This is a genomic window from Salinibacter altiplanensis (genome assembly GCF_002894645.1).
Lineage (GTDB): Bacteria > Bacteroidota > Rhodothermia > Rhodothermales > Salinibacteraceae > Salinibacter > Salinibacter altiplanensis.
In genome coordinates this window covers 176,283-201,523 of the sequence record NZ_NCQY01000020.1, presented here as the reverse complement: position 1 = coordinate 201,523, position 25,241 = coordinate 176,283, and the positions used below count along the sequence as shown (strand labels likewise).

The window sequence follows — 25,241 nt, the reverse complement described above, 5'->3', positions numbered from 1 at the left end:
TCTGATGGTTCGGTTGATGAGAGAGAAAGTCCTCAGCGCAAAATTCCCCGCTGAGGGTCGCGTGCGAGCGAATGAGCGCTCAAAAGAAGATCGTGTAGGACAATCCTGCCGTGACAGCAACCGTGAGAATCGTGGCCACGAATGCGCCCAGGAGACGAGGCTTGAAGATCGCCGATAGCATCGATACCTCAGGGATGGACGCCCCGGCCCCGCCGATGATCAGTGCAATCACCGCCCCGGTGCCCATGCCCTTTTCGATGAACGCCAGCCCAATCGGCACCATGGTCTCGGCGCGGACATAGAGCGGAACCCCGATGACGGAGGCGATGGGGATGGCCAGCGGGTTGTCCGGCCCGGCAATGCCCGCGATGAAGGTTTCCGGTACGAAGCCTTTGACCGCGGCGCCGATCGCGACACCGATCACCAGGTACCAGAAGACGCCCCGAAAGTCGCCCCAAGCGGCCCCCCACGCGCGCCGCAGCTTGTCCTGCCACGTGCCCGTGCCGCGAGCAGCATCTTCTTGGGGGCCGCCCGAAACGCGCACACGCTTGACGTCCTTCTCCAGGCCCAGTTTTTCCCAGGCAACGCCACCGATGACCGCCAGGGCAAACCCGACGGCTGCGTACGCCAGGGTCGCCTGCCAGCCGAGCATTACCCAAAAGAGGCCAATAATTACGGGGTTGATAAGCGGAGAGGCGATCAAAAACGACATGACGGCCCCGAACGGGGCGTTCGCGTTCAGGAGCCCAAGGGTCATGGGAATCGTGGAGCACGAGCAGAACGGCGTCAGTCCGCCCAGGGCCGCGCCCGAGGCATTCTGGCCCACCGGCCCCCCGCGCGTGAGCCAGCCCCGCATCCTGTCGTCGGAAACGTATTCTTGCAGCAGCGCCACCAGGAGGCTGATCGCCAGGAAAAGCACAACCAGCTCCGCCATGATGACGGCAAAGAACTCCAGGCTATCAACGAGTGAGTTCATAGTTTGACGATCGCAGGTTCTACGGATTCGCACAGGTATGAGGGCCTATGCATAGACCCTCGATGTTTAATGGCAAAAAAAGAGACTCGTGGTATCACGTCGCGACGGTTTCCGACGCCCGTTCGACGTGTTCGAGGGCGTCCTGCCAGACCTCCACGCCCCGCTCGAAGGCTCTCCGCCCTTTTTCCGTAAGCCGGTACACTTTGCGTTGCCGCCCATTGTGCGTTTTCTCCGTGGCCTCGGCGCAGCCGCACTCCTTAAATTCGCGGAGGATTGGGTACACCGTCCCCTCCGTCGGGACACAAAACCCATCGGTCTGTTCATCGACGGCCTTGGTGACGCCGTATCCGTGCAGGGGCTTCTCGTAGAGCGCGCGCAGGATGAAGAACTTACAGAGACTCTGATTCATCACAGAGCGCCAGTAGTCCTCGGTCGTGATGTCGCCAGCCATTGGTCTGCATGGGTTTTTGCCTTGATGGTCTATGCATGTTATGCCGTGCTTTTTTCCCTGTTCCGGCCGGACCCGTCGTCAACTCGATCCACACTACAGAAGCCAGCGTTCGGACTGATTCGGGAGTCCAGCTCCGTCGGCTGCACTCCGCTTCGAACAAACATCACCCTCTGTCCGCCGACGCGAACGTGACGTCAATCCAGTCGGCCAGCTCGTCGCGAACGCGCTGGAAGGCCGCGCGCGTCTCCGCATCGGTCCCGTCGACGGCCGAGGGGTCGTCGAACCCCCGATGCAGGTTTTGCTCGCGAGCCGGAATGTACGGGCAGTTCTCCGCGGCATCGTCGCAGACAGTGACGACGATGTCGAGCGGCGTGTCGGCACATGCATCAACATGATCGGAGGTATGCCCAGAAATATCGATCCCGATTTCCTCCATCACCTCGACGGCAAACGGGTTGACTCCTCTGGGATTCGTCCCCGCGCTGTAGACTTCGTAGCGGTCCCCGTAGCGATCGCGCAGCAGCCCCTCGGCCATCTGGGAGCGGGAGGCGTTGTGGGTGCAGACGAAGAGAACAGTATCCATGGGGACAAAAGAAGAGAGAAAAGGTAGGAACCCCGCGTATTGTTGAGGCCGGACGCGCCCGGGCATTCTGTCGGTCAGCAACAGCCGCCCCCAGGCGTGCAGCCCCCGCCCTGCGGCGCATCGGGAGAGACGTCCCCCATCGAGATCATCACCGAGCCGAGACGGCGGGGGGTCTGTTGCGAGTCGCACTCAGGGCAGGTGGCGTCAAGCCCGTCTTCGTACTCGGCGACGGTTGCCTCTAGCTCAAAGTCGGTGTCGCAGTCGGAACAGCGGTATTCGTAGGTCGGCATGGCGAAGAGCAATTGGTAAATCAGTTATGCAGAAGGAGTTGCCGCGGCGGCCTTGGTGGCCGCGTCGCGGCGGGAGCGAGCGGCGGCCGTCGGGACCATGAGGACGGGCCGTTGGGCGCGCTTGATGAGGGCATCGGCCGTGCTTCCGACGACCTGTTCTTCGAGGTAGCCGCGGCCGTGCTTCCCGACGATCAGGACGGTACTGTCTTCCGCGTCGGCCCCCTCCGCAATGGCCGCCGAAGCGGCACGCCCCTGCTCCACCCGGACGGCAGTCGGACAGGCGGCCCGCTCGGCCAGGGCCTCCAGCTCGGTGCGGACCGCCCCGGCGGAGACGTCGCTGTCCTGCGCGTCGCGCACCGTCATAAAGACGGCCGATTCGGCCTGCTCGGTGAGCCCTAGGGCCGCCTCTTCAGCCCCCTCCGCCGAGTCGGACAGGTCGGTCGCCAGGAGCGGGCGCCGGAATTTCTTGTCGCAGACGCCTGAACACCGGGCATTCCCATCGCCCTCGGCCGGTTCGATGCGGTCGAGCAGCACCGGCACGGTCGTCGTGCGCATCACCTCGGTGGCCGTGGAGCCGAGAAGCAGGCGCTGGAGCAGGTTGTGCCCGCGGGAGGCCATCAGAATCAGATCGGCCTCCTCATCCTCGGCGTAGTCCACGATCCGAGGGGCCGACGGGCCGGTCTCCAGGTGCGTGTGGACCGCAACGCCCTTCCCCCGCAGCTGCTCGGCGCGTGAGGACAGCATGTCTTCGTACATCTCCCGGTGCTCCACGGGCGGGCGGCGTCCGTAGTGCATCTCCAGCACGTGCATCAGCGTGACGGTCTCCATCCCGACCGACCGAAGCTCGGACAGGCACTCCAGAAGCGGCTCGGTCGCCGGGGAGAAGTCGACGGCGGCGACAACGTGATTAACGTCAAACATGGGCGAGTGAGTACGTTGGCAAGTGAAGCGAGAAGGAAGTGCTACATCTGCGACGCTGCCTCGACGTAGAGCGCGGACCACAGCCACAGCCGGTCGAGCCCCACGTGCAGCGGGGCGTTATTCAGCGACACGAAGCCCCGATGCACGTATACCGTGAGGCCCTGCCGCTCCGTCTCGACGTAGGCCTCGAGGTCGGCCGGCGACTCGGTACTGGCGACCGCCAACTCCACGCGCCCCCCGCAGCACCCGTGCCGCGGGCTCGGGCGAATCGTCAGCACGCCGCCCTCCTCGCGGGCGTAGTCCACCGCCTCCTCGTCGATCGATAGCTCCAACTGGGATTTGATTTCAGGCATCTCTTAATCTGAACTGTGCTGTAGATGGCTGTGTGAGAGCCCACCGGCCTTGAAGAAAATGCCGCTCGGAGATCTGCAGAGGCGAAGCGCCCGCAAATTCTTCAGTGTCTGAGCGAATGGAGTGAGCGAGTTTGAAGAATTTCAGCGCCCTGAGCAGAGCGAGGAAGTAGTCTCCGGACTGCGAAGCCGCGGCAGATGTCAGGCATTTTCTTCATAGCCTTGATCTTTTAGTCCCTTTTGTATCAAGACAAAAGGGACACTCAAAAAGGGAATACGCACGAGCAACTAGCGGAAAGGTGGGACGTGCAAAGCCAGCTCCCAAAACTCAGGCCGCAGCCGTCCGCCGCTCAAACTGCGGCCGCGTCGCGTTCGCGATGCGCACCAGTGTCAGCATCAGCGGCACCTCCACGAGCACACCCACCACCGTCGCCAGCGCCGCCCCGGAGGTGACGCCGAACATGGCGATGGCCGAGGCCACGGCCAGCTCGAAGAAGTTGCTCGCGCCGATCATGCCGGCGGGGGCGGCGATGTCGTGCGGCACGCGCCAGGCGTAGGCCCAGCCGTACGCAATTGCGAACACGAAGAACGTCTGCACGATGAGCGGCACCGCGATGAGCACGATGTGGAGCGGGTTCTGCAGAATCACCTCGCCCTGGAAGGAAAAGAGCAGCACCAGCGTCAGCAGCAGGCCGACCATCGTCACCGGCCCGAGCCGTTCCAGGAAGACGTTGTCGAACCACTCCTCCCCCTTCGCCTGAATGAGCCAGGTGCGCGAGAGGTAGCCCGCCGCCAGCGGAATCACGATGTAGAGGCCCACGGACAGCAGCAGCGTGTCCCAGGGCACGATCACGTCGGAGAGGCCGAGCAAAAACGCCACGATCGGCGCAAATGCCACCAGCATGATGAGGTCGTTGATCGCCACCTGCACGAGCGTGTAGGCCGCGTCCCCGTCGGTGAGGTAGCTCCACACGAACACCATCGCCGTGCAGGGCGCCGCGCCGAGCAGGATGGCCCCGGCCACGTACTCGCTCGCCAGTCCCGGCTCGATGAGGGGGGCGAAGATGCCCTTTAGAAAGAGCCACGCAAAGCCGAACATGGTGAACGGCTTGATGAGCCAGTTCACCACCACGGTCACCGTGATGCCCTTCGGGTGGCGCCGCACGCCGAGGATGCTTTTGAAGTCGACCTGTACCATCATCGGGTAGATCATCGCCCAGATGAGGACGGCAATCGGCAGGTTGACCTTTGCGACCTCCATCTCGCCCAGCACGTTGGGCACGGCCGGAATCAGTTGCCCGATCGCCACGCCGACGGCAATGCAGAGCGCGACCCACAGGCTCAGGTAGCGTTCAAAGACCCCGAGGTCGTCCTGGCTCTTCTCGGCGGTCGAGTCGATGTCGTGAGGAGATCCATTCTGCGGATGTCCGTTCTCGGGCGGGGAGGCAGGGGCGTCTGAAGTCGTGTTCGTCGTCGGAGTCTGATCGGGCATAGGGAAGACGCGTTTGGGGTTCGTTCACATTCAGGAGAGCAGTCGGCGGAGGAGTCAGTTAGGCCTGGACCGGCGCGGCCTGCGTCGTGCCACGGGCAAGGGCCTGCAGGCGTCCGGGTCCGACCGGCTCGTCGGGCATCCAGGGGGCCAGGGCGGTGCGCTCGGCGTGCTCGCTCTGCACGGCCTCGATCTGCGGCGCCTCGGCGTGGGCGCGCTCCACCAGCAGCGGGTCGGAGGGCCCCGCCGCCGCGAGGCTCTGGTTCACGACCCAGGCGTAGGGGGTGATGCCCGCCCGTTCCAGGTCGTCCTGCAGTTGGGTCGCCTCCAGGACCGGCGTCGTCTCCGGCAGCGTCACGAGCAGCATCTTGGTGTACTCCGGGTCCTGCAGGCGCATGAGCGGCGTCGTAATGCGGCCCGCCTCCACCTCGCTCGTGCGCATCACCTCGCGGTGGTAGGAGCCGGTCGTGTCGAGTAGCAGGAGCGTGTGGCCGGTGGGCGCGGTGTCCATCACCACAAACTGGCGCTGGGCCGTGCCGATCTCGCGGGCAAAGGCGCGGAAGACGGCCACTTCCTTCGTGCAGGGCGAGCGCAGATCCTCCTCCAGCAGCTCCCGCTCCTCGGGGTCCATGTCCGTGCCCTTCGTCTCGAGGACCCGCTCCCGGTACTGGCGGGTGGCCTCGTCCGGGTCGATGGCACTGACCTCCAGGTTTGGAAGCGTCTCGCCGCCCACCGCGTCGGCAATGTGGGCGGCCGGGTCGGTAGTCGTAAGGAGGACCTCCTCGCCCCGCCGGGCCAGGTCGACGGCCACCGACGCGGCGATCGTTGTCTTCCCGACGCCCCCCTTCCCCATCACCATGATGAGCCCGTGCCCGTCCTCGGCAAACCCGTCCACCAGCCCGTGCACGCTCGGGAGGTCAATCTCGGGGGGCTGCTCCGCGCCGTTCGTCGTGGGCGAGGGTTCTTCATCAGAGACCAGGCTCCGGAGGGCGTCGAGGCCGACAAGGTTGTAGCCCTTCAGCGGAACCGTATCGCGCGGGAGGTCGGCCAGTGCCTCCGGCATCTCGCCGAGGGCCTCGTCGGCGCGGCGCTCCATCGCCTCCGCCAGCGGGTCGCCCGGGTCCCGGGCGCGGAAGACGCCGTTGACGGCGAGCTGCTGGTTTGTGATGTCCAGATCCCGGAGCTCACCGCTCGACCGTGCCGCCTCCTTCAGTGCCGAGGCCTCCGGGCGGCTCACCAGCACGAGCGTCGTCCGGGCCTCGTCCTGCAGCGCCTCGACGGCGGCGGTGTAGCGCTCCTGCTGCACCTCCAGGCCGGAGACGGGCCCGAGGCAGGACGCGCCCTCTGGGTTCTCCTCGATGTAGTCGCTCCAGGCGGCCGGCAGCTCCAGCAGGCGCAGCGTGTGGCCCGTCGGGGCGGTGTCGAACACGACGTGGTCCACGTCCGCGGCGGCGCCCTCGCCGGCCAAGAACTGGGTAAACTTGTCGAACGACGCGATCTCGGTCGTGCAGGCCCCGGAGAGCTGCTCCTCGACCTGCTCAACGGTCTCGTCGGGAAGCACGCCCATCATCGGCTCGATCACCCGCTCGCGGTAGTCGTCCGCCGCGGCCTCCGGGTCGATGTTGACGGCCGACAGGTTGGGCACGCTCTCGACCGGCGCCACGTCGGATCCCACCGGCGCTTCGAGCACCTGCTGGAGGTTCGAGGCCGGGTCGGTGCTCACGAGAAGGACATCGTTCCCCTCATCGGCGAGCCGAACCGCCGAGGCGCAGGCGAGGGACGTCTTGCCCACCCCGCCCTTGCCGGTGAAGAAGAGGTAGCGCGATGGAGAGTCGAGAAAGGACAGCATGAATTGTGTGGAGGTCTGAGCCAAGAGTGTCAGGTTGTTTTGGAAGGAGCTCTTCCCAGATGAAAATTGAATCCCTCTCGATATCTGACTCCTGTGGCCTTCAGAAAATAGCCACTCGGAGACCTACGCTCGCGAAACGGCCGAAATTTATCTTGTGTGAGTCCGACGGAGTCGGACAAGTTTGATAAATTTCAGTGTAGCGAGCACAGGTCTCAGGCTATTTTCTGCCAGCCAAGCCCTTTTACTTCGTGAGTCGCTTCGCTCGTCTCGTCCATTTTGGGGCCATCAAAATGGACAGCTAACGGTGCAGGAATTTTTCAACACCGACGATTATATCACCGCGATGGCGAAGCAGCCAGTGTGTCTACGCTGGTTCGAGCCCGGCCATGTGGGCAAACTCTTCGCGCGACGGATACGACCAGCGGGACTGGACCCGGCCGTCGACGAGCACGATCGGCAGTACGTCCTGCCCCTCGCGCTGAAGGGCGTCGTAGACGACGGGCGTGTCGGTGAACATCTCCGGATGAGAGGCCGGGTTGTAGCGCTCGACGGTGGCGCCCCGCCGCTCCAGCTTGCGCAGGACCTCGCTCACGGTCACGAGCTCGTCGTCCGCCTCCGGGCCGCAGACGCCCGTGGAGCAGCACATCGGCGGGTCGAAGACTTCAATCTCCGGCCCATCGACCGAGTCGGCAGGAGGCTCGGCATGAGCCGCCTCGTGTTTCCGATCGTCACGCGTTTCGGGTCGCCGGCCCACGACGGTGATGCTTTGCAGTTCGGCGTCGCCCGTCCGGAAGCGTCCAATCTCGGCCGTGTCCAGGTACTCGGCAAGCAGGTCGTCCGGGAGCGAAATGGTCTTGTCCGTGGCCCCCTCCACGTCCGTGAACCCCGCGCCCCGAATCCCGTCCAGGTACGCGCTCCGTTCCATCGCCCCGGCCACACAGCCGACGTACATCTCGGCGGCCTCGCGGAGCCCATCGGGCAGCGTGCCCACGTGAACGATGTCGGACACGGAAAACCGCCCCCCGGGCCGGAGCACGCGCGCCATTTCCGCAAACGCCCGCTCCTTGTCCGGCACCAGGTTGAGCACGCAGTTGCTAAGAATAACGTCGAACGTGTCGTCCTCGACCGGCAGGTCTTCGATGTCGCCGATTTCGAAGGTGACATTCTCGTAGCCCAACTCGTTCGCGTTGGCCCGGGCTTTTTCGACCATCTCTTCGGTGAAGTCAACGCCGTGGACGTGCCCGTCGAGCCCCACGTCGCGGCGGGCCACGAAGGCATCCATTCCGGCGCCGGACCCGAGGTCGAGCACCCGCTCGCCCGGCTGGAGGTGGGCGTGATCGGTGGGGCGGCCGCAGCCAAGGTCCAGATCGGCGTCCGCGGCGACTGCGTCGGCGTAGTCCTCACTCATGTCGACGGCGAGGTCGGTGTCTCCGCACCCGGACGGCCCACAGCACGCCTCTCTCCCTGTGGCCAGCGCCGCGTACTTGGCGTGGACGGCCGATTTCAGCGCGTCATCGGAAGCATCAGAGTCGGGCATGAGGCCTAGCAGCAGTTTTGATCCGTTGTCGAGAGCGAGAGACCGTCGAACAGTCCATCGACGTCCGTCTTCAGGGCCGCCAGCGCTTCCGGGGCGATGCAGTAACAGGTGCTTCGCCCTTCCACGGTCCCCTGCACGAGGCCTACCTCCTTCAGCGCCTTCAGGTGCTGGGAGACCGTCGACTGGGCCAGCGGCAGGTCGTCCACGATTTCCCCACAAACGCATTCGTCGCGGTCGGCCAGGAGTCGAACGATGGCGAGCCGGGCCGGGTGGGCCAGGGCCTTCAGGGTCTGGGCGAGACGACGGTCGGTCTCCGTGAAATTGGGATGCGTGGCGGAGGGCATCAGGAAATTTGTTTCTTCTATCGTTTATCGTCGATATACGATAAGAGAAAGGAACGGGCTTGTTCCGCGTCGCTTCAACGCCAATCTCGCAGGACGCCGCGCAGGGTTGGTTCAGGGAGAGCCGGAATGGGCCGTGCGTTTCCGCCGAGCGGTCCTGCATCGAGCCCGCTGCTCATTTCCCGAGCCGACTCTTGCCCGCTTCCTCGTCCCCTTCGCCCGATTCAAACGAAGAAGGCCGGCTCGTACAGACGGCCCGTGCCGCCGCGGCGCTGGCCGAGCAGCTGACCACGGGCGTCGCGGTGCTGGCGGGCCTCTCGGCCGGCGCCGCCCTCCTCCTATGGGGCGTTCTCTGGTGGCCCCTGAGCAGTCACGTGCTGTCCCTTCTGGGCGCCGCGGTCACGTTCGCACTTCTCCTGGGGCCCACCGCCGTTTTGGCCCTCTTCTACCAAGGCCTCCGCGACCTCTTGGCCCTCCCCACCCGACTGTCCGACCGGACGACCCGCACCGTTGAGCAGTCCACCGATGCGTTCCGGTCGGTGACGACGGAGACGCCGTCGGGCCTCCTCGGGCGCCTGTGGGACGTTGTGACGCACATCTGGGCCCTCCGCGGCGTGCTCTTGGAGAACCGAGCCCTACTCGTCCGCTACGGCGTGCTTCTCCGGTTCGTGAATCCGGGCTTTCTGCTTCTCGTCGTGGGCGCCATCGGTGCCACCGGCCTGCTCGTGCCGGGCGCCCTCTTCGCACTCGTCGTTGCTTGGATCTTGTAGAGACCATCCCGGCTTGTAACGAGAACGGGACAATGCGCGTAGCAGGACTCCACGATGTGTTCACCAACTCCCCAGTCCCCATGAGCTCCTCCGCCAGTTCGGCCGACCTGCTCCGCGTCCTGGTGTCCGTGCTCCTGCCGCCACTCGGCGTGTTTCTCCAGGAGGGCATCGGCACCCAGTTCTGGATCAACCTCCTCCTCACCCTGATGGGATACCTTCCCGGCCTCGTCCACGCCATCTGGATCATCGCCCGCCGGTAGTGCCGTCCGCCCCACCTGGGGTTGTGGGACCATGGCCTATCGGTTGGCAACTCGTCGATCAGAAGTGCGGCTTATCGAATGCCCCGGGTCGGCTCGCGTCGTGCACGTACGCCTCCAAGGACGCTCATCCGGACGAGGAGGGCGCACCGTTGCCATTTCGCTCGACGTGAACGCGCAGTACGAACCAGGGCATACGACCATGCGAACCCCACGGTCTTCTCTCCTTCTCCGGCTTTTTCTCCACGAGTCTTCTGTTCTTGAGCCTGGGGGCCGGGCATACGGTCTCCGCCCTCAGCTCCGACGGGCACCTCGGCGATAATTCTCGCGGCGGCCCGGACGCGTCGCTGCAGAGCCCGTTCTTTCGTCTGCCCATCGGGGGGGTCGACGTCTCAGAGGACGAGGAGTAGGCCCTCGGGGTTCGTCCCCCGAAATGTGCTAGCGAAGGGCCTCTGCGGGAAGGCGCCCGACCTGAACTCCGTCCTCCGGGTGTGTCCAGGCCGCGTAGAGATGGGATTCATTCTGCACGAGGCGCGGCATGCTCACCCCGCGCGAGGCCGACGGAAGCTTCGCCATCGAGCCCGAAGCTCCGGGCGACCCGTCGGCCTCCACGGCCCGGACCCGAAGGGCCGCGGAGTCGTCAACCGTCCCCAGCCAGCTTACGGCGGCGCGCCCGTCCTCAAGCAGTGCAACATCGACGCGCCCCGTCGGCGTGTCTTCGGCCACCACGACCGGCTCCGAAAAGTGCCGTCCGCCGTCGCCCGACAGGGCCACCTTCACGCGGGGCGTGCCCTTCGGGGCCGTAAACCACGCTGCAGCCACCCGGTCGCCACGGGCCGCCAGCGCCGGGCCGTTGACCGGACACCCTTCGATTTGCCACCCGTCGTCGTGTAGGAGCGAAGGCTCGGACCAGGACTGGCCATCGAACCGCACGAGTTGGATGTTGCGAATCTCGTTTTCGGACCGGTCCCGGTACGCCACGAGCACCTCGTCGCCCGTCCGCACCGCCGTGGTGGGACAGCACTCACAGGTACGGGCATCCAACAACGCCCGCTGCTCGACCGCCCCGGTGGAATCGAGCACGGCCCCACGAAGGGTCATCTCACGCTCGCGCCCCTCCTGCTCCGCCGTCTTGCGCCCGTCGAGCCACACGGCCAGCAGGCGGTTCTTTGGCCACGGGAGCATCGACACGAATCCGTGTTCGGTCTCCGTCCCATCGCCGTGCGGCGTGATGGCCGACCGCCACGCGCCCGCCCCGTCGGCCTGCACGATTCGCACCCCGTAGGCGAGCGGATCCGGTCCGTTGCTCCGGAGATAGTGCGCGCCCAGACGCCCGTCGGGCAGGGGCCGCAGGGAGGGCACGTCGGCCCAGTTTACGAACCAGTCGCTCCCACGCGCCACGGTGCGCGGCTCCGTCCAGTTCGTGTCACTGAGCGTGGCGTAGCGGAGGGCGTGCCGGTCCTCCCCCATCGGCTGGACCCAGCTGAGCCACACGGTGCCGTCCTCGCCAGCATGGAGATGGGGCTGCCCACTCTCGGCGGGGAGCGGAGCGTCCAGGCAGGTGGCCGTTTCGGGAACGGACGTGTCGGCGTCATGCTGGCACCCCCACCCGAGCACGAGCCCGGTGATCAGGAGGCCCCACGGGACGAGCGAACAGCGCATCGGCGACAGGAGTGGTGAAAAGGACGGTGCAGTGTTCCGGCGCACAGCCGTTCGGCTACGCGTCCCCGACGAGGTAGATGGAACCCGTCATGGGCGGGGCAACATCGGCCTCCCGGAGCACGAGTGCAACTTGGGCCCGGTGGTGGGTGCGGTGGTTGACGACGTGGCAGAGAATGTCCCGAGGGGATGTTTCGAAGCGGGGGCCCGTGGAATCGGTGTACGCGATGGGCCGACCACGACCCGCTGCGAACCGGTCGTTAAGGAGCGATTGCCAGCGCTCTACGCGGGCCCTCAGCCCGCTCGGCACGTGCCGGCAGGCCCTCGTCCCCCCAAAGGTCCGGGGCGGCTTGAACTGTCTTCGCTACTCGTTCCTGCCACACGTCTTGGGCGCGGGGAAATGGCTAAACAGCCCAACGGCCCGACTCGGAACCGCACCGGCGGCCCGTACACCATCGAGCACCTGGGCGTTGCGGCAGGTGTAGCGAATCAGTGTTGAACCATCGGCGGACGAACGGGGGAATTTGACATATGGCGGAGGGCGGCTGTACAGATGGATGCGCGCCTTCCGGCATGCCGGCAACGAAGACCCGTTTCGTTCTTCCCGCGAACACTCCCGACTCGGCATCCCAAACTCTTGAGATTCTGCAAGTGTCCTTGAACAGTGTGCGCCCCGCATCGTACGTCGACGTGTTACGCCGGTGCATCGTACATTCCGGCTTCTCGCTGCGCATTCATTACGGTCCATCGTTGCTCATGCACGAGACTTTCGACCTTCCCGATTCCAACCTCGTCGGCATCACGTTGAGCGACACGCTGACAGAGGAGGACTACGAGGCGTTCACTTCAGTCCTCGAAGACCAATTTGCAGCCCACATCACGACCCGCATACTGCTTGTAGTGGAGGACGTGGACGACTGGGCCCCGGAGGAACGCTGGGAAGACTTGGCGTTCGACGTTCGCTACCTGAGCGACGTGGACAAGGTGGCCGTCGTGGGCGACGACCTGTGGGACCGCTGGCTGGAGAAGACGGAGGCCCTCTTCCCAATGTCGACGATTCAGACCTACGACGCGGCGGACCAGGAAGAGGCGCTCAACTGGATTCGCGGCGGCATGGACGTGCCCGGCGTCGGTCCTGGCAGCGCGTCCGACCCGGAAGCCTCCTTCTCGGACGAGGACGAATAGCATCTTCTAAACTGCCCTGACCTGTCCCGATGTCGTCTCTCGACCTCTCCGACACAGAGGCCGCCGTGCTCCGGGCGATGCAGCCCGAGGACACCGCCGACCTCTACGACCTCGCCCGAGCGGTGGGCGTGGGCCCCCGGGCGGTGCAGGACGCCGTGCGGCGTCTCGCCCAACACGACCTCGTACACGTGTCGGGACGGCACGTGCGCTGCACAACCACAGGTGACCAGTGGGTGCGCGCCCACTCATAGATCGCCGCCGCGAGAGCCCACGGCCACAGAAAAAGCCCCGTTGCACAGAACGGGGCTTCGGCGGAGGCCTGAATGGAACGTCAGGAGCCAACGACCGGACTCGAACCGGTGACCTGTCCCTTACGAGGGGACTGCTCTGCCAGCTGAGCTACGTTGGCTTGCGCTGGCATTGTTTTCTCGACGCATAGTCACGAACGGCCCGTAACCGAAGATCCCAGCCGGCCCGCACTTTCACGTTTGATTAACGGTTTGGGGGACGACGTGTGTTCGGCACCGGGTCCCACGCGCGATGATTCAGCTCCACGGCGTTACCAAGCGCTACGGCGACGCCTACGCGGTGCAGGACGTAACTCTTACCGCTGCGTCCGAGGCGACAACCCTCCTCATCGGCCCCTCCGGCAGTGGCAAGTCGACCCTGCTCCGGCTCATGATCGGCCTGACTCGACCGGACACAGGCACGGTCACCGTGGCGGACGACCGGCTCGCGCCGTCCAACGCCCGGGCCCTTCGCCGTCGCATGGGCTACGTCATCCAGGAAGGCGGCCTCTTTCCCCACCTCACAGGCCGGGCCAACGCGGCCCTGATGGCCCGTCATCTCGGCTGGTCTTCGGACCGCATCAACGCCCGGATCGACGAGCTGACCCGCCTCGTCCAGCTCGACCCGGACCGCCTCGCGCAGTACCCCACGGAGCTTTCCGGCGGTCAGCGCCAGCGCGTGAGCCTCATGCGCGCCCTCATGCTCGACCCTGACGTGCTGCTCCTCGACGAGCCCCTCGGCGCCCTCGACCCCATGATCCGCGCCGACCTGCAGGACGACCTGCGCGACATCTTCCGACGCCTCGGCAAGACGGTCGTCTTCGTTACCCACGACCTTGGCGAGGCGGCCTTCTTCGGCGACCGAATCGTTCTCCTCCGCCAAGGTCGCATCGAGCAGTCCGGCACGATGCAGACCCTGCTCAGCGACCCGGCCTCCCCGTTCGTTACGGACTTCATCCAGGCCCAGCGTGCCCCGCTGGAGCACCTGCACGCTGAGGAGTAACCATAGCCCCCTGCCCCACCGATGGTTCAAAATGCGAGTCTCAGCCCTCGATCCATCCTCCTCTCATTTCTCGTTTTCCTGACACTCTCAGTCGCCCCCGCATACGGCCAGGGCACGGATTCCACCCTCACCCTTGGCTCCAAGAAGTTCACCGAGAACGTCATCCTGGGCTGGATGGGCACACACCTCATTCGGGCCGAGGGGCTGCCCGCCACGCACCGCGAGGAACTGGGCGGCTCGCGCTTTCTGTGGGAGGCCCTCCGGCGGGGCGACATCGACGCGTATCCCGAGTACACCGGGACGCTCCGTCAGGAGCTGCTCGCCGACGTGGACGTTGCCCCCGGCGCCCTGGCCGACACGCTGGCCCGCTACGGCATCGCCATGACCGCCCCCCTCGGCTTCAACAACACCTACGCCCTCGGCATGCGGGCCGACCGGGCCGCGGCGCTCGGCGTCGAGACGATCGCCGACCTGCGGGACCACCCCGACCTCCGGCTCGGCTTCACGAACGAGTTCATGGATCGCTCCGACGGCTGGCCCTCCCTGCGGCGGGCCTACGACCTGCCGCAGTCGGCCCGGGGGCTGGACCACGACATTGCCTATCGGGGACTCGAGAGCGGCGAGATCGACGTGATCGACCTCTACTCGACCGACGCCGAGATCGAACAGTACGACCTCCGCGTCCTGCGGGACACGAAAGACCACTTCCCCGCCTACGAGGCCGTGTTCCTCTACCGGCGCGACCTGGCGACGCGGGCGCCCGCCGCCATCACAGCCCTCAAGCGCCTCGCCGGCCAAATTCCGGCCGATACGATGCAGCGGCTCAACGCCCGGTCCAACATCGACCAGACGGACGAGGCCACCGTGGCGGCCGACTTCCTGAATCAGTCGCTCGGCCTCAACGCCACGGCCGAGACCGACACGCGGGCGGAGCGCCTGCGCCGGTACACGGCCGACCACCTCGTGCTCGTCGGCCTCTCGCTCGGCCTCGCGATCCTGTTTGGTGTCCCGCTGGGCATCGTGGCCGCGAAGCGGCGGATCCTGGGCCCGGGCGTCCTGGTCGTCGTGGGCGTCATCTACACGATCCCGGCACTCGCGCTGCTGGCGATGATGGTGCCGCCGCTCGGCCTGGGCCGCGTGCCCGCAGTGACGGCCCTTGCCCTCTACAGCCTCCTCCCGATCGTGTGGACCACGTACACGGGCCTGAAGGGCATTTCGGGGCCGCTGCGGGAGTCGGCCGACGCGCTGGGGCTGTCGGCCGCGGCGAAGCTGTGGCGGGTGGAGCTGCCCCTGGCGGGCCGGTCCATCCTGGCCGGCATCAAGATCGCCGTCATCATCAACATCGGCGCGGCCACGCTCGGGGCCCTCATCGGGGCGGGCGGCTACGGCCAGCCCATCCTCACCGGCATCCGGCGGGCCAACCTGGGGCTCATTCTGGAGGGCACGGTGCCGGCGGCAGTGCTCACGATCCTCGCGCTGGCGCTGCTGGAGGGGCTGGAGCGCGGCCTGCTGCCGCGGTCGATGCAGTCGTGATGCGTTTGCGGACTGCACGCGGCACCGTCTAATTGCACGCCGGGCGTCACCATCGGCGAGAACAGGAGATTGCTTAACGCGCCAACGGTGCAACGTCGAACGTGGGCACGTCCGCCCAGGGGCTCAACGCACCTCAAAGTAGCGGTCGTGGTGCCGGGCACAGCCGGGGTTGAACGCTGCGCCGCACGTCGGGCACGTGGGCCCCGCCTCCAGGTACTGCCGGATGGGGAGGACCGACCGGCAGGCTCCGCAGAGGACCGCGGCCTCGTCGAACTGATCTGAGGACCATCGCCGCGCCTCGTGGCCCGTCGCGTCCTCGTGGCACGCGAAGCAGGGGTAGAATGCGTCGCAGCACGGAAAGCGAATCGCGATGATGTCGCTGGGGCCGTGGTAATGCGCGCACCGGGTCTCGGGGCCCACCTCCACGCCGCGCACGGGCACGTCGAAGCGATCATCGAGACCGGGCGCGCGGGTGGTGCGCCGCGGTCCCCATCGGTTGGGCTGGGCGTCGTCGTTCATCATCGGAGCGCAGAAGAACTATTCGTCGCGAAAGCCGGACGCCATGGCGTGGCGCTGCTGCCGGAGCAGCCTGCTCACACCGCGGGTCCAGAGCGGCACTGTCACGAGCCCAAGAAGGCCCAGCCCCGCGGCAACGAGCAGCGTTAGCGACAGTCCTACCCCCACCACGAGCCCAATTGGCAGGCCCATGACTGGCAACACCATGAGGAAGTGATGGGTGGACGTGCCCTGGTAGTTGAAGAACGTGCTCTGGTCAAGCTTCAAGGCCGTGCGGCCCCACGTTCCGAGGACAAGGAACAGAGGGGCAGTGACCCCGGCGTTGTAGAGAAAGAAACTCCCGAGCGACGCGAGCAGCTGTGGACGAACGGCCGCAATGACCGGCACGATAAGCATCAGCGGGGCCATACACAGTCCCACGAACGTGACAACCTGCGCCTGCACCAGCAAGCGCGGCGCCACCGCCCGGGCGAGGAGTCCATCAAAATGAGCCCCGTGCCAGGCGTAGCCGAACTGCATGTAGGTCAGCCCCAGATAGCCGCTCAGCACGAAGCCGAAAAGCACGACGTTCATCGGAGGGACCTCTTCCCCAAGCAGCAGTATGCCGAGAAACGGCCCGATGACCAGGAGGCCAGCGCCAAGCATCTGGCGCGGGCGCTTGTTGCGAAGGATGAGCTTCAGGTCCAGCAACGCCAGCGACGCGATGCGGCCCTGTCCGCGTCCTACCCCGCGGAGGACCCCCGTGGACTGCGTGCGGGGGGAGTCCACATCCCCCAACACGCTGTAAAGCCGCCCCCGAAGCATCCGGTGGGCCGCTCCAGCCAGGACACCCGTCCCGGCGAAAAGCAGGGTCAGCGGAAGGATCCGCCCTGCCGCCAGCCCCTCAAAAAGCCACGTCGAGGCCAACCGCAGCACGCCGGCTCCCGTCCAGTTGCTCCCTATGATCAGAACCGCAAGGAGGCCCGCTGCGCCGAGCACAAGCCCAGCATTCCGGTCCCGCACCGCCCGCAGGAGGCTGTTCAGGAACTGGGTCGCGGCCACCAGCAGGAGCGCCCCGACGGCCCAGTACGTTGCCCCCACGGCCGAGGTGGCCGGGAGCACCGTGCGTCCCCACAGCGCCGCAAGGACGAGGAGGGGCAGCAGGTTCAGCAGGCTGAGCGACGAGAGCACCTGCATGAGGCGAACGATCTGCGGGCGGCGGAGGGGCAGGTGCAGGTACGGCCGCACGTCGCTCCCCGCGGACCGCTGCAGGAAAAATCGAGCCGGCACGAGGCCCACGGCTCCATGCAGCAAGAAACCGTTGAGCAGTTGCAGCGGTTTCCGCTCCAGGGCCACTTCCGCCACGATGTCCGGAAAGAACCAGCCGAGCGCGACGAAGAGAACGCCGAAATATCCGGCTGCCAGCAGGAGGACCAGGGCGCCAATCAGGCTGCGGCCCCAGGTTGGTGATCGCGTCCGGCGGCGCCACTGGTGGCGCAGCGCGTCGAAAAGGGTCATGACGAATCAGCTCTGTAGCATCAAGCGTCTGTAGCTTCAAGCGTCGAGAGGTCGTACCTCGTGTGTGTTCTCGTCTCAGATCGGCTCGTTCTCCCGGAAGCCCGCCAGCATCTCGTGCCGACGGGCACGAAAGCGCCGGGTCAGCAGCTGTGGCATCCAGTAGCACGCAAGAAGACCAACCAGGCCGGGTGCTCCCAGCAGCACCGATGTGGACCACCAGTACCCAGTGGCGTCGACGAAGGTAAACATCGGCGCGAGCGCGAGAAGGAGCCCCCCGATCTCGTGAAGACTACTGGTTCGAAACGAAAAGTGAGAGGCCGAAAGATCGACGGGTTTTCGGGCATACATTCCCATCCACACGAACCCCGGAACGACGATGCCCCACCACCAGAAAACGCTCGCAATGAAGAACGCACTTCTGGAAGCGGGCAGCCCTGCACATACGCCGAGGAGGAGCACTGTGCCCGGAACCGTGCCGGCCCAGAGGACGATCAGCTTTGCTCGCACGGCAGCTACGAGGCGGTGGGGATGCGCAAACAACACATCGGCGTAGCTCGAAGAAGCCCCAAACACGACGGGCCCCAGTCCCAGCGCAGCCCCGCCGATTCCGGTCGTGCAGGCCAAGACAATGTAGAACGGCTCAATCGACCCACCCGACACGACGATTATCAGTCCCCACCCGTGTATCGCCCCCAGGGCGAGTGACGTGTACAGCATCATTCCCCGCAGCCGACGTGTGCGGACAATCTGCCGCAGCTCCAGCGCCACGAGCCGGCCCATCGGCAGCGTCCGCTCGACCCACCGGTAGAAGGCCGCTCCGCGGCGCGAGGACCCACCGATTCGCTGTCGCGCCCGCCGATCCACCTCCAGCCGTGGCCGCATCACCCACAGCAGTGCGGCGTGCATACCCCCCACGCCCCCAACCGCCGCAACCACACCGACGCTCGGCCGGCCAAACACACCCCGAGAGAGCCCGCGAAAGAGATCTGGGCCCAGCATGGCATCGACCACAACAACCAACGCGACCCCGGCCAGCGCGCCCACAAACCCCCACGGCCACCGCCCCAGCAGCAGGTGCAACAGGTTCGCCCCGTAGCTTGGAAGGACTACCGTCGCCAGGAGGGCGATGGCGAGCCAGGCAGCGGCCCCGAGCGAAGGCCAGGCCGTCGCAACCTCGGCCGCCCACACCGGCCCGACCAAGACGACCGCAAAGACGGTGTGGACCGACAGCAGAGACAAGGCAATCTGCCCGTTGAGCAGGCCCGTCTGCGACACCGGTAGGGTCGTGTAGGCAGCCCCCCGCTCCGAGGGGAGTGCCTGAAGAAAGAATCGGCTCGCCGTAAACACCGGCACTAGGTACAGCATCCCGCCGTTGATCAGCCGCAGCGCGTCGGCCTCCGGGTACAGCTCCCGCAGCACGTCGCCCAGCACGTAGCTGCCCAGCCCGAGCGGCGCCAGCAGAAGCAGCAGCAGACCGAGCAGGACGATTTGTCCCGCCACCGTGCCGGTCCCCCACGACGGGTCGCGCAGCCAGCGCGTTACGCGGTGCCGCAACAGGATCCGAAGAGCGCGCATGTCGGGAAGGACACCGTTCAAAAAAGTCGAGGAGCATCGACATCACTACCCTACGCCTCCGCGTCGGCGGGCCCGGTCTCCTTCGGCCGGATCGCCTCGGCGAAGTAAGTCCTCAGGTCCTCCAGCGTGTCTGGGTCCGTCGGCTCGTCGCGCACGATCTCCCCGCCCTCCAGAATTGCAATCCGGTCGCTCACGTCGGTCACGTGGCCGAGGTCGTGACTGGAGACGAGCATCGTCGCGTCGCCCCGCCGCGCCTGCAGGATCTCCTTGAGCTGAATCTGCGAACGCGGGTCGAGGCTCGCGAACGGCTCGTCGAACACGAGCAGGTCCGGCTCCGGCAGCAGGGCCGCCACGAGGCCCGCCTTGTTCTTGTTACCGGTCGAGAGGTCGCAGATGTATTTCGTGGTGTCTCCGATCGGCTCGTCGACGTAGAAGTCCTCAAAACGCGCCAGCCGCTCATTGACCGTCGCCTCATCGAGGTCGTAGGTCTGCCACACGAAGTGCCAGTACTCGTCCGGCGTCAGGAAGTCGATCAGGAACGAGGGACCGAGGTAGGAGCCTGTGCGTGTTTTCCAGTCGAACACGTCGGCCACGACGTCGCCATCCAGCATCACCTCTCCATCATCGGCCCGAATCAGGTCAAGGGCGAGTCGGAGAAAGGTCGTCTTGCCCGCGCCGTTGTTGCCGACAAGGCCGACCGCCGTTCCCGGCTCGATCTCAAAGTCAGGGATGGAGAGCTCGAACTCGTCGTAGCGCTTCGTGAGGGCGTCGGTGGTGAGGCGCATCGGTGTAGGCAAGGTGATGAGAGAAAGAGCAGTCGCTTACGAAGCAGTCGCCCATGAAGCAATCGCTTATGAACGAGAGGTGCGGAAGCCGCGCATCATGGCGTGCCGGTTGCGGCGGTAGAGCGCGACCAGGACGCGGCGCCAGAGAGGCGCGGCTGCTGCCGAGAGGAGACCGAGTCCACCGATAAGTCCAAGCGACAAGACTAGGTCGTCCAGAAGAAACAGCAGCAGGACCGGAAGGCCGAGGGCAGGAAGCATAAGTGCAGCACGTACCACTGCCATCCCCGGACTGATCGCCATCGAATGCTGATTCGGGTCGACAGGTGTTCGGGTGAACGCCGAGGCCGCCAGCATGACCGGCGCCACGACCCCGATGTTGTACAGGAAGAACGCCGTGTGGAAGATGACGAACGGACTCCACGTCCAAAGCATGACCGGCAAGGGCAACGCGAATGGGACGAGGGCGCCGAGGGCCAGAAACACCCATCGGCCTTGCATCCGGTCCTGGATGGAGACAGGGCGGGACTGGAGGGCGTCTAACTGCTCCCCCTCGTAACTGAACAGATTGGGGCCGCCCTGAATGATATGATGTCCCGTCCCGAAGAGTCCAACAACCAGAAGGTGGATGAGCCCAGAGTGTAGCTCCGCGACCGAGTCCGTTGCGTACCCAACGACGGCGAGTGACCCGACCATCACCGGCAGCACGAAGATCGACACCCGAAGCTGTTTGTTGCGGAGGTAGCGCCGCACCTGCAACACGGCTTCCTGCCAGGCCGGCCCACGCCGCGCCAGTTGATCGAGACGAGTGCTCGACGCCCCCGGAAGAATCGTCGGCTGCGTGCCGCAGTCCAACACCATTTCCCCCTGCACCCATCGGACATACCAAGTCCCAACACCTCCAATCAAGAGAGTCGTCGCGGCGATAGGTACTGTTCGACCGGCCACCGCCCCACCCAGTAGCCACCCCGACACATCGAGCAGCGACGCGAGTCCACCCGCCGCATCGACCCATTCGAGCGCGGCGGCTCCTACGGCGAGCAGCAGGGCCACGGCGGCAAGCACCGGTCGGCCTTGAACAGTCTGGCGCAGCATCGGCACGGCGTAGGTCACCGCCGCCAGCACCCCCATGCTCACGAGCCCAAATCGCAGCGCAGGCCCCAGGGCCCCGCCTAGCGCCGCCTCCACGCAGACCGTCGCCACGAACGCCAGCGGCACCGCGTTCCACAGGCTAAGCAGAGCCAGGACGGCCGCCACACCAGCAAGGACGGACCGGCGGAGGGGCAGCGGCAAGTAGGGCCGTAGGTCCACGCCAACGCCCGACTCCACGAACACGCGCACCGCGGCGTAGACGAGGGCAAACGGCAGGAGCCCCTGACTCGCCACGAGCAGCGGATCGGCCCCCGGCGCGACCGCCCGCACCAGGTCGTCGAAGAAGAGACCAAAGAGCACAAGCCCCCCGCCCAGGTACAGCGCCAGAAAGCCGCGCAGGAGAAGCGAGAGGGCACGGCGCCCGAAGAAGGGGACTCGCCGATAGGCACGCAGGCGGTGGCGAAGAATCTTCCAGAAGGGCATCATGACCATCGACCCCGGACCCGAACGAACAAGGCCGTCAGCCCGCTCCAACGTTGCTTTCCGCGGGCCGTCGCCGTCCTCTTCTCACCAGAGCTGGACGAGCGAGAAGACCTGGTAGAGGATCACCACTCCGAACACGACGAAGCCCGCACGGCGCCACCATGCCTCTCCCTCTGCGTCCCACTGCTCCAGCACTCTGGACCACACGAAGCCCCCTCCCCCGATCCCGATTCCGGCGAGGCTTGCGGCCCCGGAGTAATCACCGACCCAGAGGCTGAGGCCGATGACGACCACCACCAACGCGTTGACTGCCCAGATCGCGGGCCAGTTGATGGGATGAGAGCTCCAGAAATCAATGTCGTGCCGTTCGGGGACCGTGTTCGGCATCGGGGGCTGAGGCGGCTTGCTTTGTGGAGGCAGCAGGGTCAACCACGAGGTCTATATTTCACAATGCTCCAATGTTTCGGATGAAGCGGGCCATTTTTCCTCGTGTCTACGTTCTCACAATCCAATTCGCCCCATTTTCCCCACGCCCCTGACACCTCGATACCGCTCAGCCATTTCTCTAGGGCTGTTCCTGCCAACAATTCCGCTCCTTCATGTCCGACCCTCTCGAGGCCCTTCGCGACCACCTTGCCCCCATCGAAGACCTGAAGGCCGCCGCCGCGGTGCTCCGATGGGACCAGGAGACAAACATGCCGGACGGCGGCGCAGAGGCCCGAGCACAACAGCTCTCGACCCTCCAGTCCACCGCCCACGAGCGCTTTGGGGCCGACGAGACCGGGGAGCTGCTCGACCGGGCGGCCGACGCCGTGAGCGACGCCGACCCGATCGATCCGAACGCGGCCCTCGTCCGTGTGACGCGGCGCGACTATGAGCGAGCGGTACGCGTCCCGTCGGCGCTCGTCGCGGAGCTGTCGAAGGCCAAATCGCAGGCCCAGCAGGCGTGGACCCAGGCTCGGCAGAACGACGACTTTGCCCGGTTCGCCCCGCACCTGGAGAACCTCGTGGAGCTCTCGGTCGAGAAGGCAGAAGCCATCGGATACGCAGACGAGCCCTACGACGCGCTGCTCACGGCGTACGAGCCGGGGCGCACCACCGCCGAGGTCGAGGCGCTCTTCGACACGCTCCGGGACGACCTCATCCCCTTGGTCGACACCATCGACGACGCGCCACAGGTTGACGACGAACTTCTGCGGGGGACCTATCCGCAGTCCGCACAGCAGGAATTCGGGCGCTCGGTGATTGAGGACCTCGGGTACGACTTCAACCACGGGCGGCAGGACGTCTCGGCCCATCCCTTCACCACCGCCTTCTCGCCGGACGACGTGCGCCTCACCACGCGCTACGACGAGGCGAACGTCGCCTCCGCCCTCTTCTCCACGATCCACGAGGCCGGGCACGGCCTGTACGAACAGGGCATCGCCCCGTCGCTCGCCCGCACGCCGCTCGGCGACGGCACCGCGCTCAGTACCCACGAGTCGCAGGCCCGCCTTTGGGAAAACCACGTGGGCCGCAGCCGCTCGTTCTGGCGTCACTACCTGCCACAACTCCAGGACCACTTCCCCGACGCCCTTGGCGACGCGGCCCTGGAACCGTTCTACCGCGCGATCAACCGGGTGGCACCGTCCCTCATCCGCGTAGAGGCCGACGAGGTGACCTACCACCTGCACGTGATGCTCCGCTTCGAACTGGAACGTGGGCTCATCGAGGGCTCGGTGTCCATCAACGACCTGCCGGAGCGCTGGAACGCCGCAATGGACGACTCCCTCGGCGTGACGCCGTCATCGGACGCGAACGGCGTGCTGCAGGACGTGCACTGGTCGCAGGGCGCGTTCGGCTACTTTCCCACCTACACGCTCGGCACCCTCACGGCCGCCCAGCTCATGGACGCCATCGTGGACGACCGGCCGGACCTGCGGGCACACATTGCCGACGGTGACTTTGCCCCGCTGCTCGACTGGCTTCGCACGCACGTCCACCAGCACGGCCGCATCCTGACGGCGCCCGACCTCCTCGACCGGGCCACGGGCGCCTCCCTCTCCGCCGCCCCGTGGCTCCGGTACGCCCGCGACAAGTTCGGGGACATCTACGACCTGACGTAGGGGCGGCCCGGGGCCATCTGCCATAGGCCACGAGTCCTCTCCGAAGACCGGGGGTCGACAGCTCGGCCCAGCTGCGCGCAGGGACAGCGCTACGCTCGCGATTCCGCCCTTGCCTTTACGGGCAGCCAGAAGCGGAAGGTCGTTCCCGTCCCCACCGTGCTTTCCACCTCCAGGGTAGAACCGTGAAGCTCCAGGATCGTCTTGGCGATGGCGAGGCCGAGGCCCGCCCCGCCCCGGTCTCGATCCCGGCTCTTGTCGACCCGGTAGAACCGCTCAAAGATGTGCGGCAGATCGTCTTCCGGAATGCCGGGCCCCGTGTCTTCCACGTCCACACGGACCTCGCCCTGTTCATTTTCGAGGCGCACGCGCACCATCCCGTCCGCCGGCGTGTAGTGGATGGCGTTGTCGATGAGGTTGGACAGGGCCCGCTCGACGAGGCCAATGTCGGCCTCCACCCGGACGTGGCGCTCCGGCAGCTCCGCCTCCAGGCCCACGCCCTGCTCCTCGGCCTGAGGGTCGTACTGCATCACCACGTCCTGCACGAGCTCGGCGATGGGAAACGACTCAAGGGTCGGATCAATCTGCTTCGTCTCCAGCTTCGACAGCTCAAAGAGCTCACTCACGAGCGTGTTGAGGCGCTTCGTGTTTTGGAGTGCCGTCGTGACGTAGCGCTGACGCTCCTCGGGGGCAAGGTCGCCGTCCTTCATGTGAACGGTTTCCAGGTAGCCCTGAATCGACGCGATGGGGCTGCGCAGGTCATGCGACACGTTGGCCACCAGCTCGCGCCGCATGCGGTCGGCCTGGCGTAACTCCTCCATCGTCGCCTCCAGGTTATCGGCCATGCGGTTAAAGCAGTTGCCAAGCCGACCGATCTCGTCGTTCGAGGTGACCGTCATTCGGCGGTCAAACGCGCCCTTCTCGAAGTCGGCCACCACGTCCTGCATCCCGCGCAGGCGCTGCGTGAGGCGCCGGAAGAGCAACAGGCCCACACCGGCCGTCACCAGCACGATGAGGCCCAGGCCCCAGAGTGCCGTCTGCAGGATGTAGCTCTCCCCCACCATGCCGGCCACCGAGGCGTACTGCTCGCTCCCCAGAAGCACGTAGAGGTAGCACCCCTTCCGGCCCATGATTTCGATGTGGGCGGCCGAGAACGGCGTCTTCGTCCCGGCCCTCATCGGATCGTCGCCCCGGATGGGCAGGTCGCCGCCCTCCATGAACCGTTGCACAGGGGCCAGATCGACGCGGCGCTGCTCAATCTGCGTGTCGGGCACGGCGAAGGAGGCCTTCAGGGCCCCGTCACGCTCCAGCAGATAAATCTCGATGCGGCGGTTGATCCCCGTCATGTCCTGGATCGTGGCCTCGATCGCCTCCGTGTCGATGCGGTCCTTCAGGTGCGGCTCGAAGCGAGGCACCATCTCTTCCGCCAGGGTGCGGTTGAGCTTCTGCTCCACCTCGCTGGCATACTGCCGGGCGGCCCGCACCCCGAGGGTAGCGAGAATGACCCCAACCCCGACGATCAGCACGAGGAAGAGTACACTCAGCTTGGCGTAGAAGCTGTTGAGCATGGGACGGAGGGGGTGTGATGCGTGAGGGCATTCGTGTTCCGGATTCCCAACGCACATTCTGTCCTGTGACTGTCCTGTGAAGGACACGAGAAAGGGGAGACGCGGAGAAGTTTTCTCGTTGCGTCGCCTGTTCCCCGCGTTCCCG

The 25,241-nt window shown here is 66.0% G+C and carries 26 protein-coding genes and 1 tRNA gene; 7 read left to right on the top strand and 20 right to left on the bottom strand.

Features of this window, described 5'->3' with window-relative positions; genetic code table 11:
* Positions 1-79: 79 nt before the first annotated feature.
* From B7R93_RS08400 to B7R93_RS08355, 10 genes are all read right to left on the bottom strand, one after another.
* Entirely contained in the window at positions 80-976 is an 897-nt protein-coding gene (locus tag B7R93_RS08400; RefSeq protein WP_103020336.1) for a permease, read from the bottom strand.
* A 94-nt stretch (positions 977-1,070) separates the two neighbouring features.
* The gene (locus B7R93_RS08395; RefSeq protein WP_198598625.1) at positions 1,071-1,427 is read right to left on the bottom strand and encodes a PadR family transcriptional regulator; all 357 of its coding nucleotides are present in this window, start codon (positions 1,425-1,427) and stop codon (positions 1,071-1,073) included.
* A gap of 163 nt (positions 1,428-1,590) precedes the next feature.
* On the bottom strand, positions 1,591-2,010 hold the full coding sequence (locus tag B7R93_RS08390; RefSeq protein ID WP_103020335.1) for an arsenate reductase ArsC: 420 nt from the start codon (positions 2,008-2,010) through the stop codon (positions 1,591-1,593).
* A 74-nt stretch (positions 2,011-2,084) separates the two neighbouring features.
* Positions 2,085-2,300, bottom strand: coding sequence for an FmdB family zinc ribbon protein (locus B7R93_RS08385; protein ID WP_157942256.1), 216 nt, complete (start codon positions 2,298-2,300; stop codon positions 2,085-2,087).
* A 24-nt stretch (positions 2,301-2,324) separates the two neighbouring features.
* The gene (locus tag B7R93_RS08380) at positions 2,325-3,221 is read right to left on the bottom strand and encodes a universal stress protein (RefSeq protein ID WP_103020333.1); all 897 of its coding nucleotides are present in this window, start codon (positions 3,219-3,221) and stop codon (positions 2,325-2,327) included.
* Positions 3,222-3,262: 41 nt separating this feature from the next.
* Positions 3,263-3,574, bottom strand: coding sequence for a CC/Se motif family (seleno)protein (locus B7R93_RS08375; protein WP_103020332.1), 312 nt, complete (start codon positions 3,572-3,574; stop codon positions 3,263-3,265).
* 325 nt (positions 3,575-3,899) lie between these two features.
* Entirely contained in the window at positions 3,900-5,063 is a 1,164-nt protein-coding gene (arsB, locus tag B7R93_RS08370; protein ID WP_279323191.1) for an ACR3 family arsenite efflux transporter, read from the bottom strand.
* Positions 5,064-5,121: 58 nt separating this feature from the next.
* Positions 5,122-6,909 (bottom strand): arsenical pump-driving ATPase, encoded by a 1,788-nt coding sequence (gene arsA / locus B7R93_RS08365; protein ID WP_103020331.1) that lies wholly within the window; start codon positions 6,907-6,909, stop codon positions 5,122-5,124.
* Positions 6,910-7,273: 364 nt separating this feature from the next.
* Complete coding sequence (gene arsD, locus B7R93_RS08360) at positions 7,274-8,446, bottom strand: arsenite efflux transporter metallochaperone ArsD (protein WP_103020330.1); 1,173 nt, start codon at positions 8,444-8,446, stop codon at positions 7,274-7,276.
* A 5-nt stretch (positions 8,447-8,451) separates the two neighbouring features.
* On the bottom strand, positions 8,452-8,790 hold the full coding sequence (locus B7R93_RS08355) for an ArsR/SmtB family transcription factor (RefSeq protein WP_103020329.1): 339 nt from the start codon (positions 8,788-8,790) through the stop codon (positions 8,452-8,454).
* 191 nt (positions 8,791-8,981) lie between these two features.
* Between B7R93_RS08355 and B7R93_RS08350 the strand changes: the two genes are divergently transcribed.
* Both B7R93_RS08350 and B7R93_RS08345 read left to right on the top strand, forming a co-directional pair.
* Entirely contained in the window at positions 8,982-9,557 is a 576-nt protein-coding gene (locus tag B7R93_RS08350; RefSeq protein WP_103020328.1) for a hypothetical protein, read from the top strand.
* Positions 9,558-9,637: 80 nt separating this feature from the next.
* Positions 9,638-9,817, top strand: a complete 180-nt coding sequence (locus B7R93_RS08345) for a YqaE/Pmp3 family membrane protein (RefSeq protein WP_103020327.1) — start codon at positions 9,638-9,640, stop codon at positions 9,815-9,817.
* Positions 9,818-10,252: 435 nt separating this feature from the next.
* On the opposite strand, the gene B7R93_RS08340 is transcribed toward B7R93_RS08345, so the two are convergent.
* Positions 10,253-11,476, bottom strand: coding sequence for a hypothetical protein (locus B7R93_RS08340; RefSeq protein ID WP_232798201.1), 1,224 nt, complete (start codon positions 11,474-11,476; stop codon positions 10,253-10,255).
* A 55-nt stretch (positions 11,477-11,531) separates the two neighbouring features.
* On the bottom strand, positions 11,532-11,783 hold the full coding sequence (locus B7R93_RS08335; RefSeq protein WP_103020326.1) for a DinB family protein: 252 nt from the start codon (positions 11,781-11,783) through the stop codon (positions 11,532-11,534).
* A 446-nt stretch (positions 11,784-12,229) separates the two neighbouring features.
* Here B7R93_RS08335 and B7R93_RS08330 point away from each other — a divergent pair, with 446 nt between their 5' ends.
* Together B7R93_RS08330 and B7R93_RS08325 are read left to right on the top strand one after the other, a co-directional pair.
* A complete protein-coding gene (locus B7R93_RS08330) occupies positions 12,230-12,658 on the top strand; it encodes a SpoIIAA family protein (RefSeq protein WP_103020325.1) in 429 nt (142 codons plus the stop codon).
* Between the two features lie 29 nt (positions 12,659-12,687).
* Positions 12,688-12,909, top strand: coding sequence for a helix-turn-helix domain-containing protein (locus B7R93_RS08325; RefSeq protein ID WP_103020324.1), 222 nt, complete (start codon positions 12,688-12,690; stop codon positions 12,907-12,909).
* A gap of 85 nt (positions 12,910-12,994) precedes the next feature.
* On the opposite strand, the gene B7R93_RS08320 is transcribed toward B7R93_RS08325, so the two are convergent.
* Positions 12,995-13,067, bottom strand: a tRNA-Thr gene (locus B7R93_RS08320).
* 131 nt (positions 13,068-13,198) lie between these two features.
* On the opposite strand from B7R93_RS08320, the gene B7R93_RS08315 reads away from it, so the two are divergent.
* Both B7R93_RS08315 and B7R93_RS08310 read left to right on the top strand, forming a co-directional pair.
* On the top strand, positions 13,199-13,948 hold the full coding sequence (locus tag B7R93_RS08315; protein ID WP_103020323.1) for an ATP-binding cassette domain-containing protein: 750 nt from the start codon (positions 13,199-13,201) through the stop codon (positions 13,946-13,948).
* Between the two features lie 21 nt (positions 13,949-13,969).
* The gene (locus tag B7R93_RS08310) at positions 13,970-15,481 is read left to right on the top strand and encodes an ABC transporter permease/substrate-binding protein (RefSeq protein ID WP_103020322.1); all 1,512 of its coding nucleotides are present in this window, start codon (positions 13,970-13,972) and stop codon (positions 15,479-15,481) included.
* Positions 15,482-15,604: 123 nt separating this feature from the next.
* On the opposite strand, the gene B7R93_RS08305 is transcribed toward B7R93_RS08310, so the two are convergent.
* The 6 genes from B7R93_RS08305 to B7R93_RS08280 form a co-directional block, all read right to left on the bottom strand.
* On the bottom strand, positions 15,605-16,003 hold the full coding sequence (locus B7R93_RS08305) for a CHY zinc finger protein (RefSeq protein ID WP_103020321.1): 399 nt from the start codon (positions 16,001-16,003) through the stop codon (positions 15,605-15,607).
* A gap of 15 nt (positions 16,004-16,018) precedes the next feature.
* Positions 16,019-17,494 carry a DUF5687 family protein gene (locus tag B7R93_RS08300; RefSeq protein ID WP_103020320.1) on the bottom strand — a complete coding sequence of 492 codons (1,476 nt, stop codon included), beginning with the start codon at positions 17,492-17,494 and terminating at the stop codon, positions 16,019-16,021.
* 75 nt (positions 17,495-17,569) lie between these two features.
* A complete protein-coding gene (locus B7R93_RS08295; protein WP_103020319.1) occupies positions 17,570-19,069 on the bottom strand; it encodes a DUF5687 family protein in 1,500 nt (499 codons plus the stop codon).
* A gap of 50 nt (positions 19,070-19,119) precedes the next feature.
* The gene (locus B7R93_RS08290) at positions 19,120-19,854 is read right to left on the bottom strand and encodes an ATP-binding cassette domain-containing protein (protein WP_103020318.1); all 735 of its coding nucleotides are present in this window, start codon (positions 19,852-19,854) and stop codon (positions 19,120-19,122) included.
* Positions 19,855-19,920: 66 nt separating this feature from the next.
* Entirely contained in the window at positions 19,921-21,429 is a 1,509-nt protein-coding gene (locus B7R93_RS08285; RefSeq protein WP_232798200.1) for a DUF5687 family protein, read from the bottom strand.
* A gap of 81 nt (positions 21,430-21,510) precedes the next feature.
* Positions 21,511-21,813 (bottom strand): hypothetical protein, encoded by a 303-nt coding sequence (locus tag B7R93_RS08280; RefSeq protein ID WP_103020317.1) that lies wholly within the window; start codon positions 21,811-21,813, stop codon positions 21,511-21,513.
* 212 nt (positions 21,814-22,025) lie between these two features.
* Between B7R93_RS08280 and B7R93_RS08275 the strand changes: the two genes are divergently transcribed.
* A complete protein-coding gene (locus B7R93_RS08275; RefSeq protein ID WP_103020316.1) occupies positions 22,026-23,531 on the top strand; it encodes a carboxypeptidase M32 in 1,506 nt (501 codons plus the stop codon).
* A gap of 89 nt (positions 23,532-23,620) precedes the next feature.
* On the opposite strand, the gene B7R93_RS08270 is transcribed toward B7R93_RS08275, so the two are convergent.
* On the bottom strand, positions 23,621-25,096 hold the full coding sequence (locus B7R93_RS08270) for a sensor histidine kinase (RefSeq protein WP_103020315.1): 1,476 nt from the start codon (positions 25,094-25,096) through the stop codon (positions 23,621-23,623).
* Positions 25,097-25,241 lie beyond the last annotated feature (145 nt).

Coding starts and splice junctions, on each gene's coding strand:
- arsD (WP_103020330.1), bottom strand. CDS start 8,446: ATGCCCGACTCTGATGCTTCCGATGACGCGCTGAAATCGGCCGTCCAC.
- B7R93_RS08295 (WP_103020319.1), bottom strand. CDS start 19,069: ATGCGCGCTCTTCGGATCCTGTTGCGGCACCGCGTAACGCGCTGGCTG.
- B7R93_RS08400 (WP_103020336.1), bottom strand. CDS start 976: ATGAACTCACTCGTTGATAGCCTGGAGTTCTTTGCCGTCATCATGGCG.
- B7R93_RS08390 (WP_103020335.1), bottom strand. CDS start 2,010: ATGGATACTGTTCTCTTCGTCTGCACCCACAACGCCTCCCGCTCCCAG.
- B7R93_RS08385 (WP_157942256.1), bottom strand. CDS start 2,300: ATGCCGACCTACGAATACCGCTGTTCCGACTGCGACACCGACTTTGAG.
- B7R93_RS08310 (WP_103020322.1), top strand. CDS start 13,970: ATGGTTCAAAATGCGAGTCTCAGCCCTCGATCCATCCTCCTCTCATTT.
- arsA (WP_103020331.1), bottom strand. CDS start 6,909: ATGCTGTCCTTTCTCGACTCTCCATCGCGCTACCTCTTCTTCACCGGC.
- B7R93_RS08355 (WP_103020329.1), bottom strand. CDS start 8,790: ATGCCCTCCGCCACGCATCCCAATTTCACGGAGACCGACCGTCGTCTC.
- B7R93_RS08345 (WP_103020327.1), top strand. CDS start 9,638: ATGAGCTCCTCCGCCAGTTCGGCCGACCTGCTCCGCGTCCTGGTGTCC.
- B7R93_RS08305 (WP_103020321.1), bottom strand. CDS start 16,003: ATGATGAACGACGACGCCCAGCCCAACCGATGGGGACCGCGGCGCACC.
- B7R93_RS08280 (WP_103020317.1), bottom strand. CDS start 21,813: ATGCCGAACACGGTCCCCGAACGGCACGACATTGATTTCTGGAGCTCT.
- B7R93_RS08270 (WP_103020315.1), bottom strand. CDS start 25,096: ATGCTCAACAGCTTCTACGCCAAGCTGAGTGTACTCTTCCTCGTGCTG.
- arsB (WP_279323191.1), bottom strand. CDS start 5,063: ATGCCCGATCAGACTCCGACGACGAACACGACTTCAGACGCCCCTGCC.
- B7R93_RS08315 (WP_103020323.1), top strand. CDS start 13,199: ATGATTCAGCTCCACGGCGTTACCAAGCGCTACGGCGACGCCTACGCG.
- B7R93_RS08330 (WP_103020325.1), top strand. CDS start 12,230: ATGCACGAGACTTTCGACCTTCCCGATTCCAACCTCGTCGGCATCACG.
- B7R93_RS08275 (WP_103020316.1), top strand. CDS start 22,026: ATGTCCGACCCTCTCGAGGCCCTTCGCGACCACCTTGCCCCCATCGAA.
- B7R93_RS08290 (WP_103020318.1), bottom strand. CDS start 19,854: ATGCGCCTCACCACCGACGCCCTCACGAAGCGCTACGACGAGTTCGAG.
- B7R93_RS08375 (WP_103020332.1), bottom strand. CDS start 3,574: ATGCCTGAAATCAAATCCCAGTTGGAGCTATCGATCGACGAGGAGGCG.
- B7R93_RS08380 (WP_103020333.1), bottom strand. CDS start 3,221: ATGTTTGACGTTAATCACGTTGTCGCCGCCGTCGACTTCTCCCCGGCG.
- B7R93_RS08325 (WP_103020324.1), top strand. CDS start 12,688: ATGTCGTCTCTCGACCTCTCCGACACAGAGGCCGCCGTGCTCCGGGCG.
- B7R93_RS08300 (WP_103020320.1), bottom strand. CDS start 17,494: ATGACCCTTTTCGACGCGCTGCGCCACCAGTGGCGCCGCCGGACGCGA.
- B7R93_RS08285 (WP_232798200.1), bottom strand. CDS start 21,429: ATGATGCCCTTCTGGAAGATTCTTCGCCACCGCCTGCGTGCCTATCGG.
- B7R93_RS08340 (WP_232798201.1), bottom strand. CDS start 11,476: ATGCGCTGTTCGCTCGTCCCGTGGGGCCTCCTGATCACCGGGCTCGTG.
- B7R93_RS08395 (WP_198598625.1), bottom strand. CDS start 1,427: ATGGCTGGCGACATCACGACCGAGGACTACTGGCGCTCTGTGATGAAT.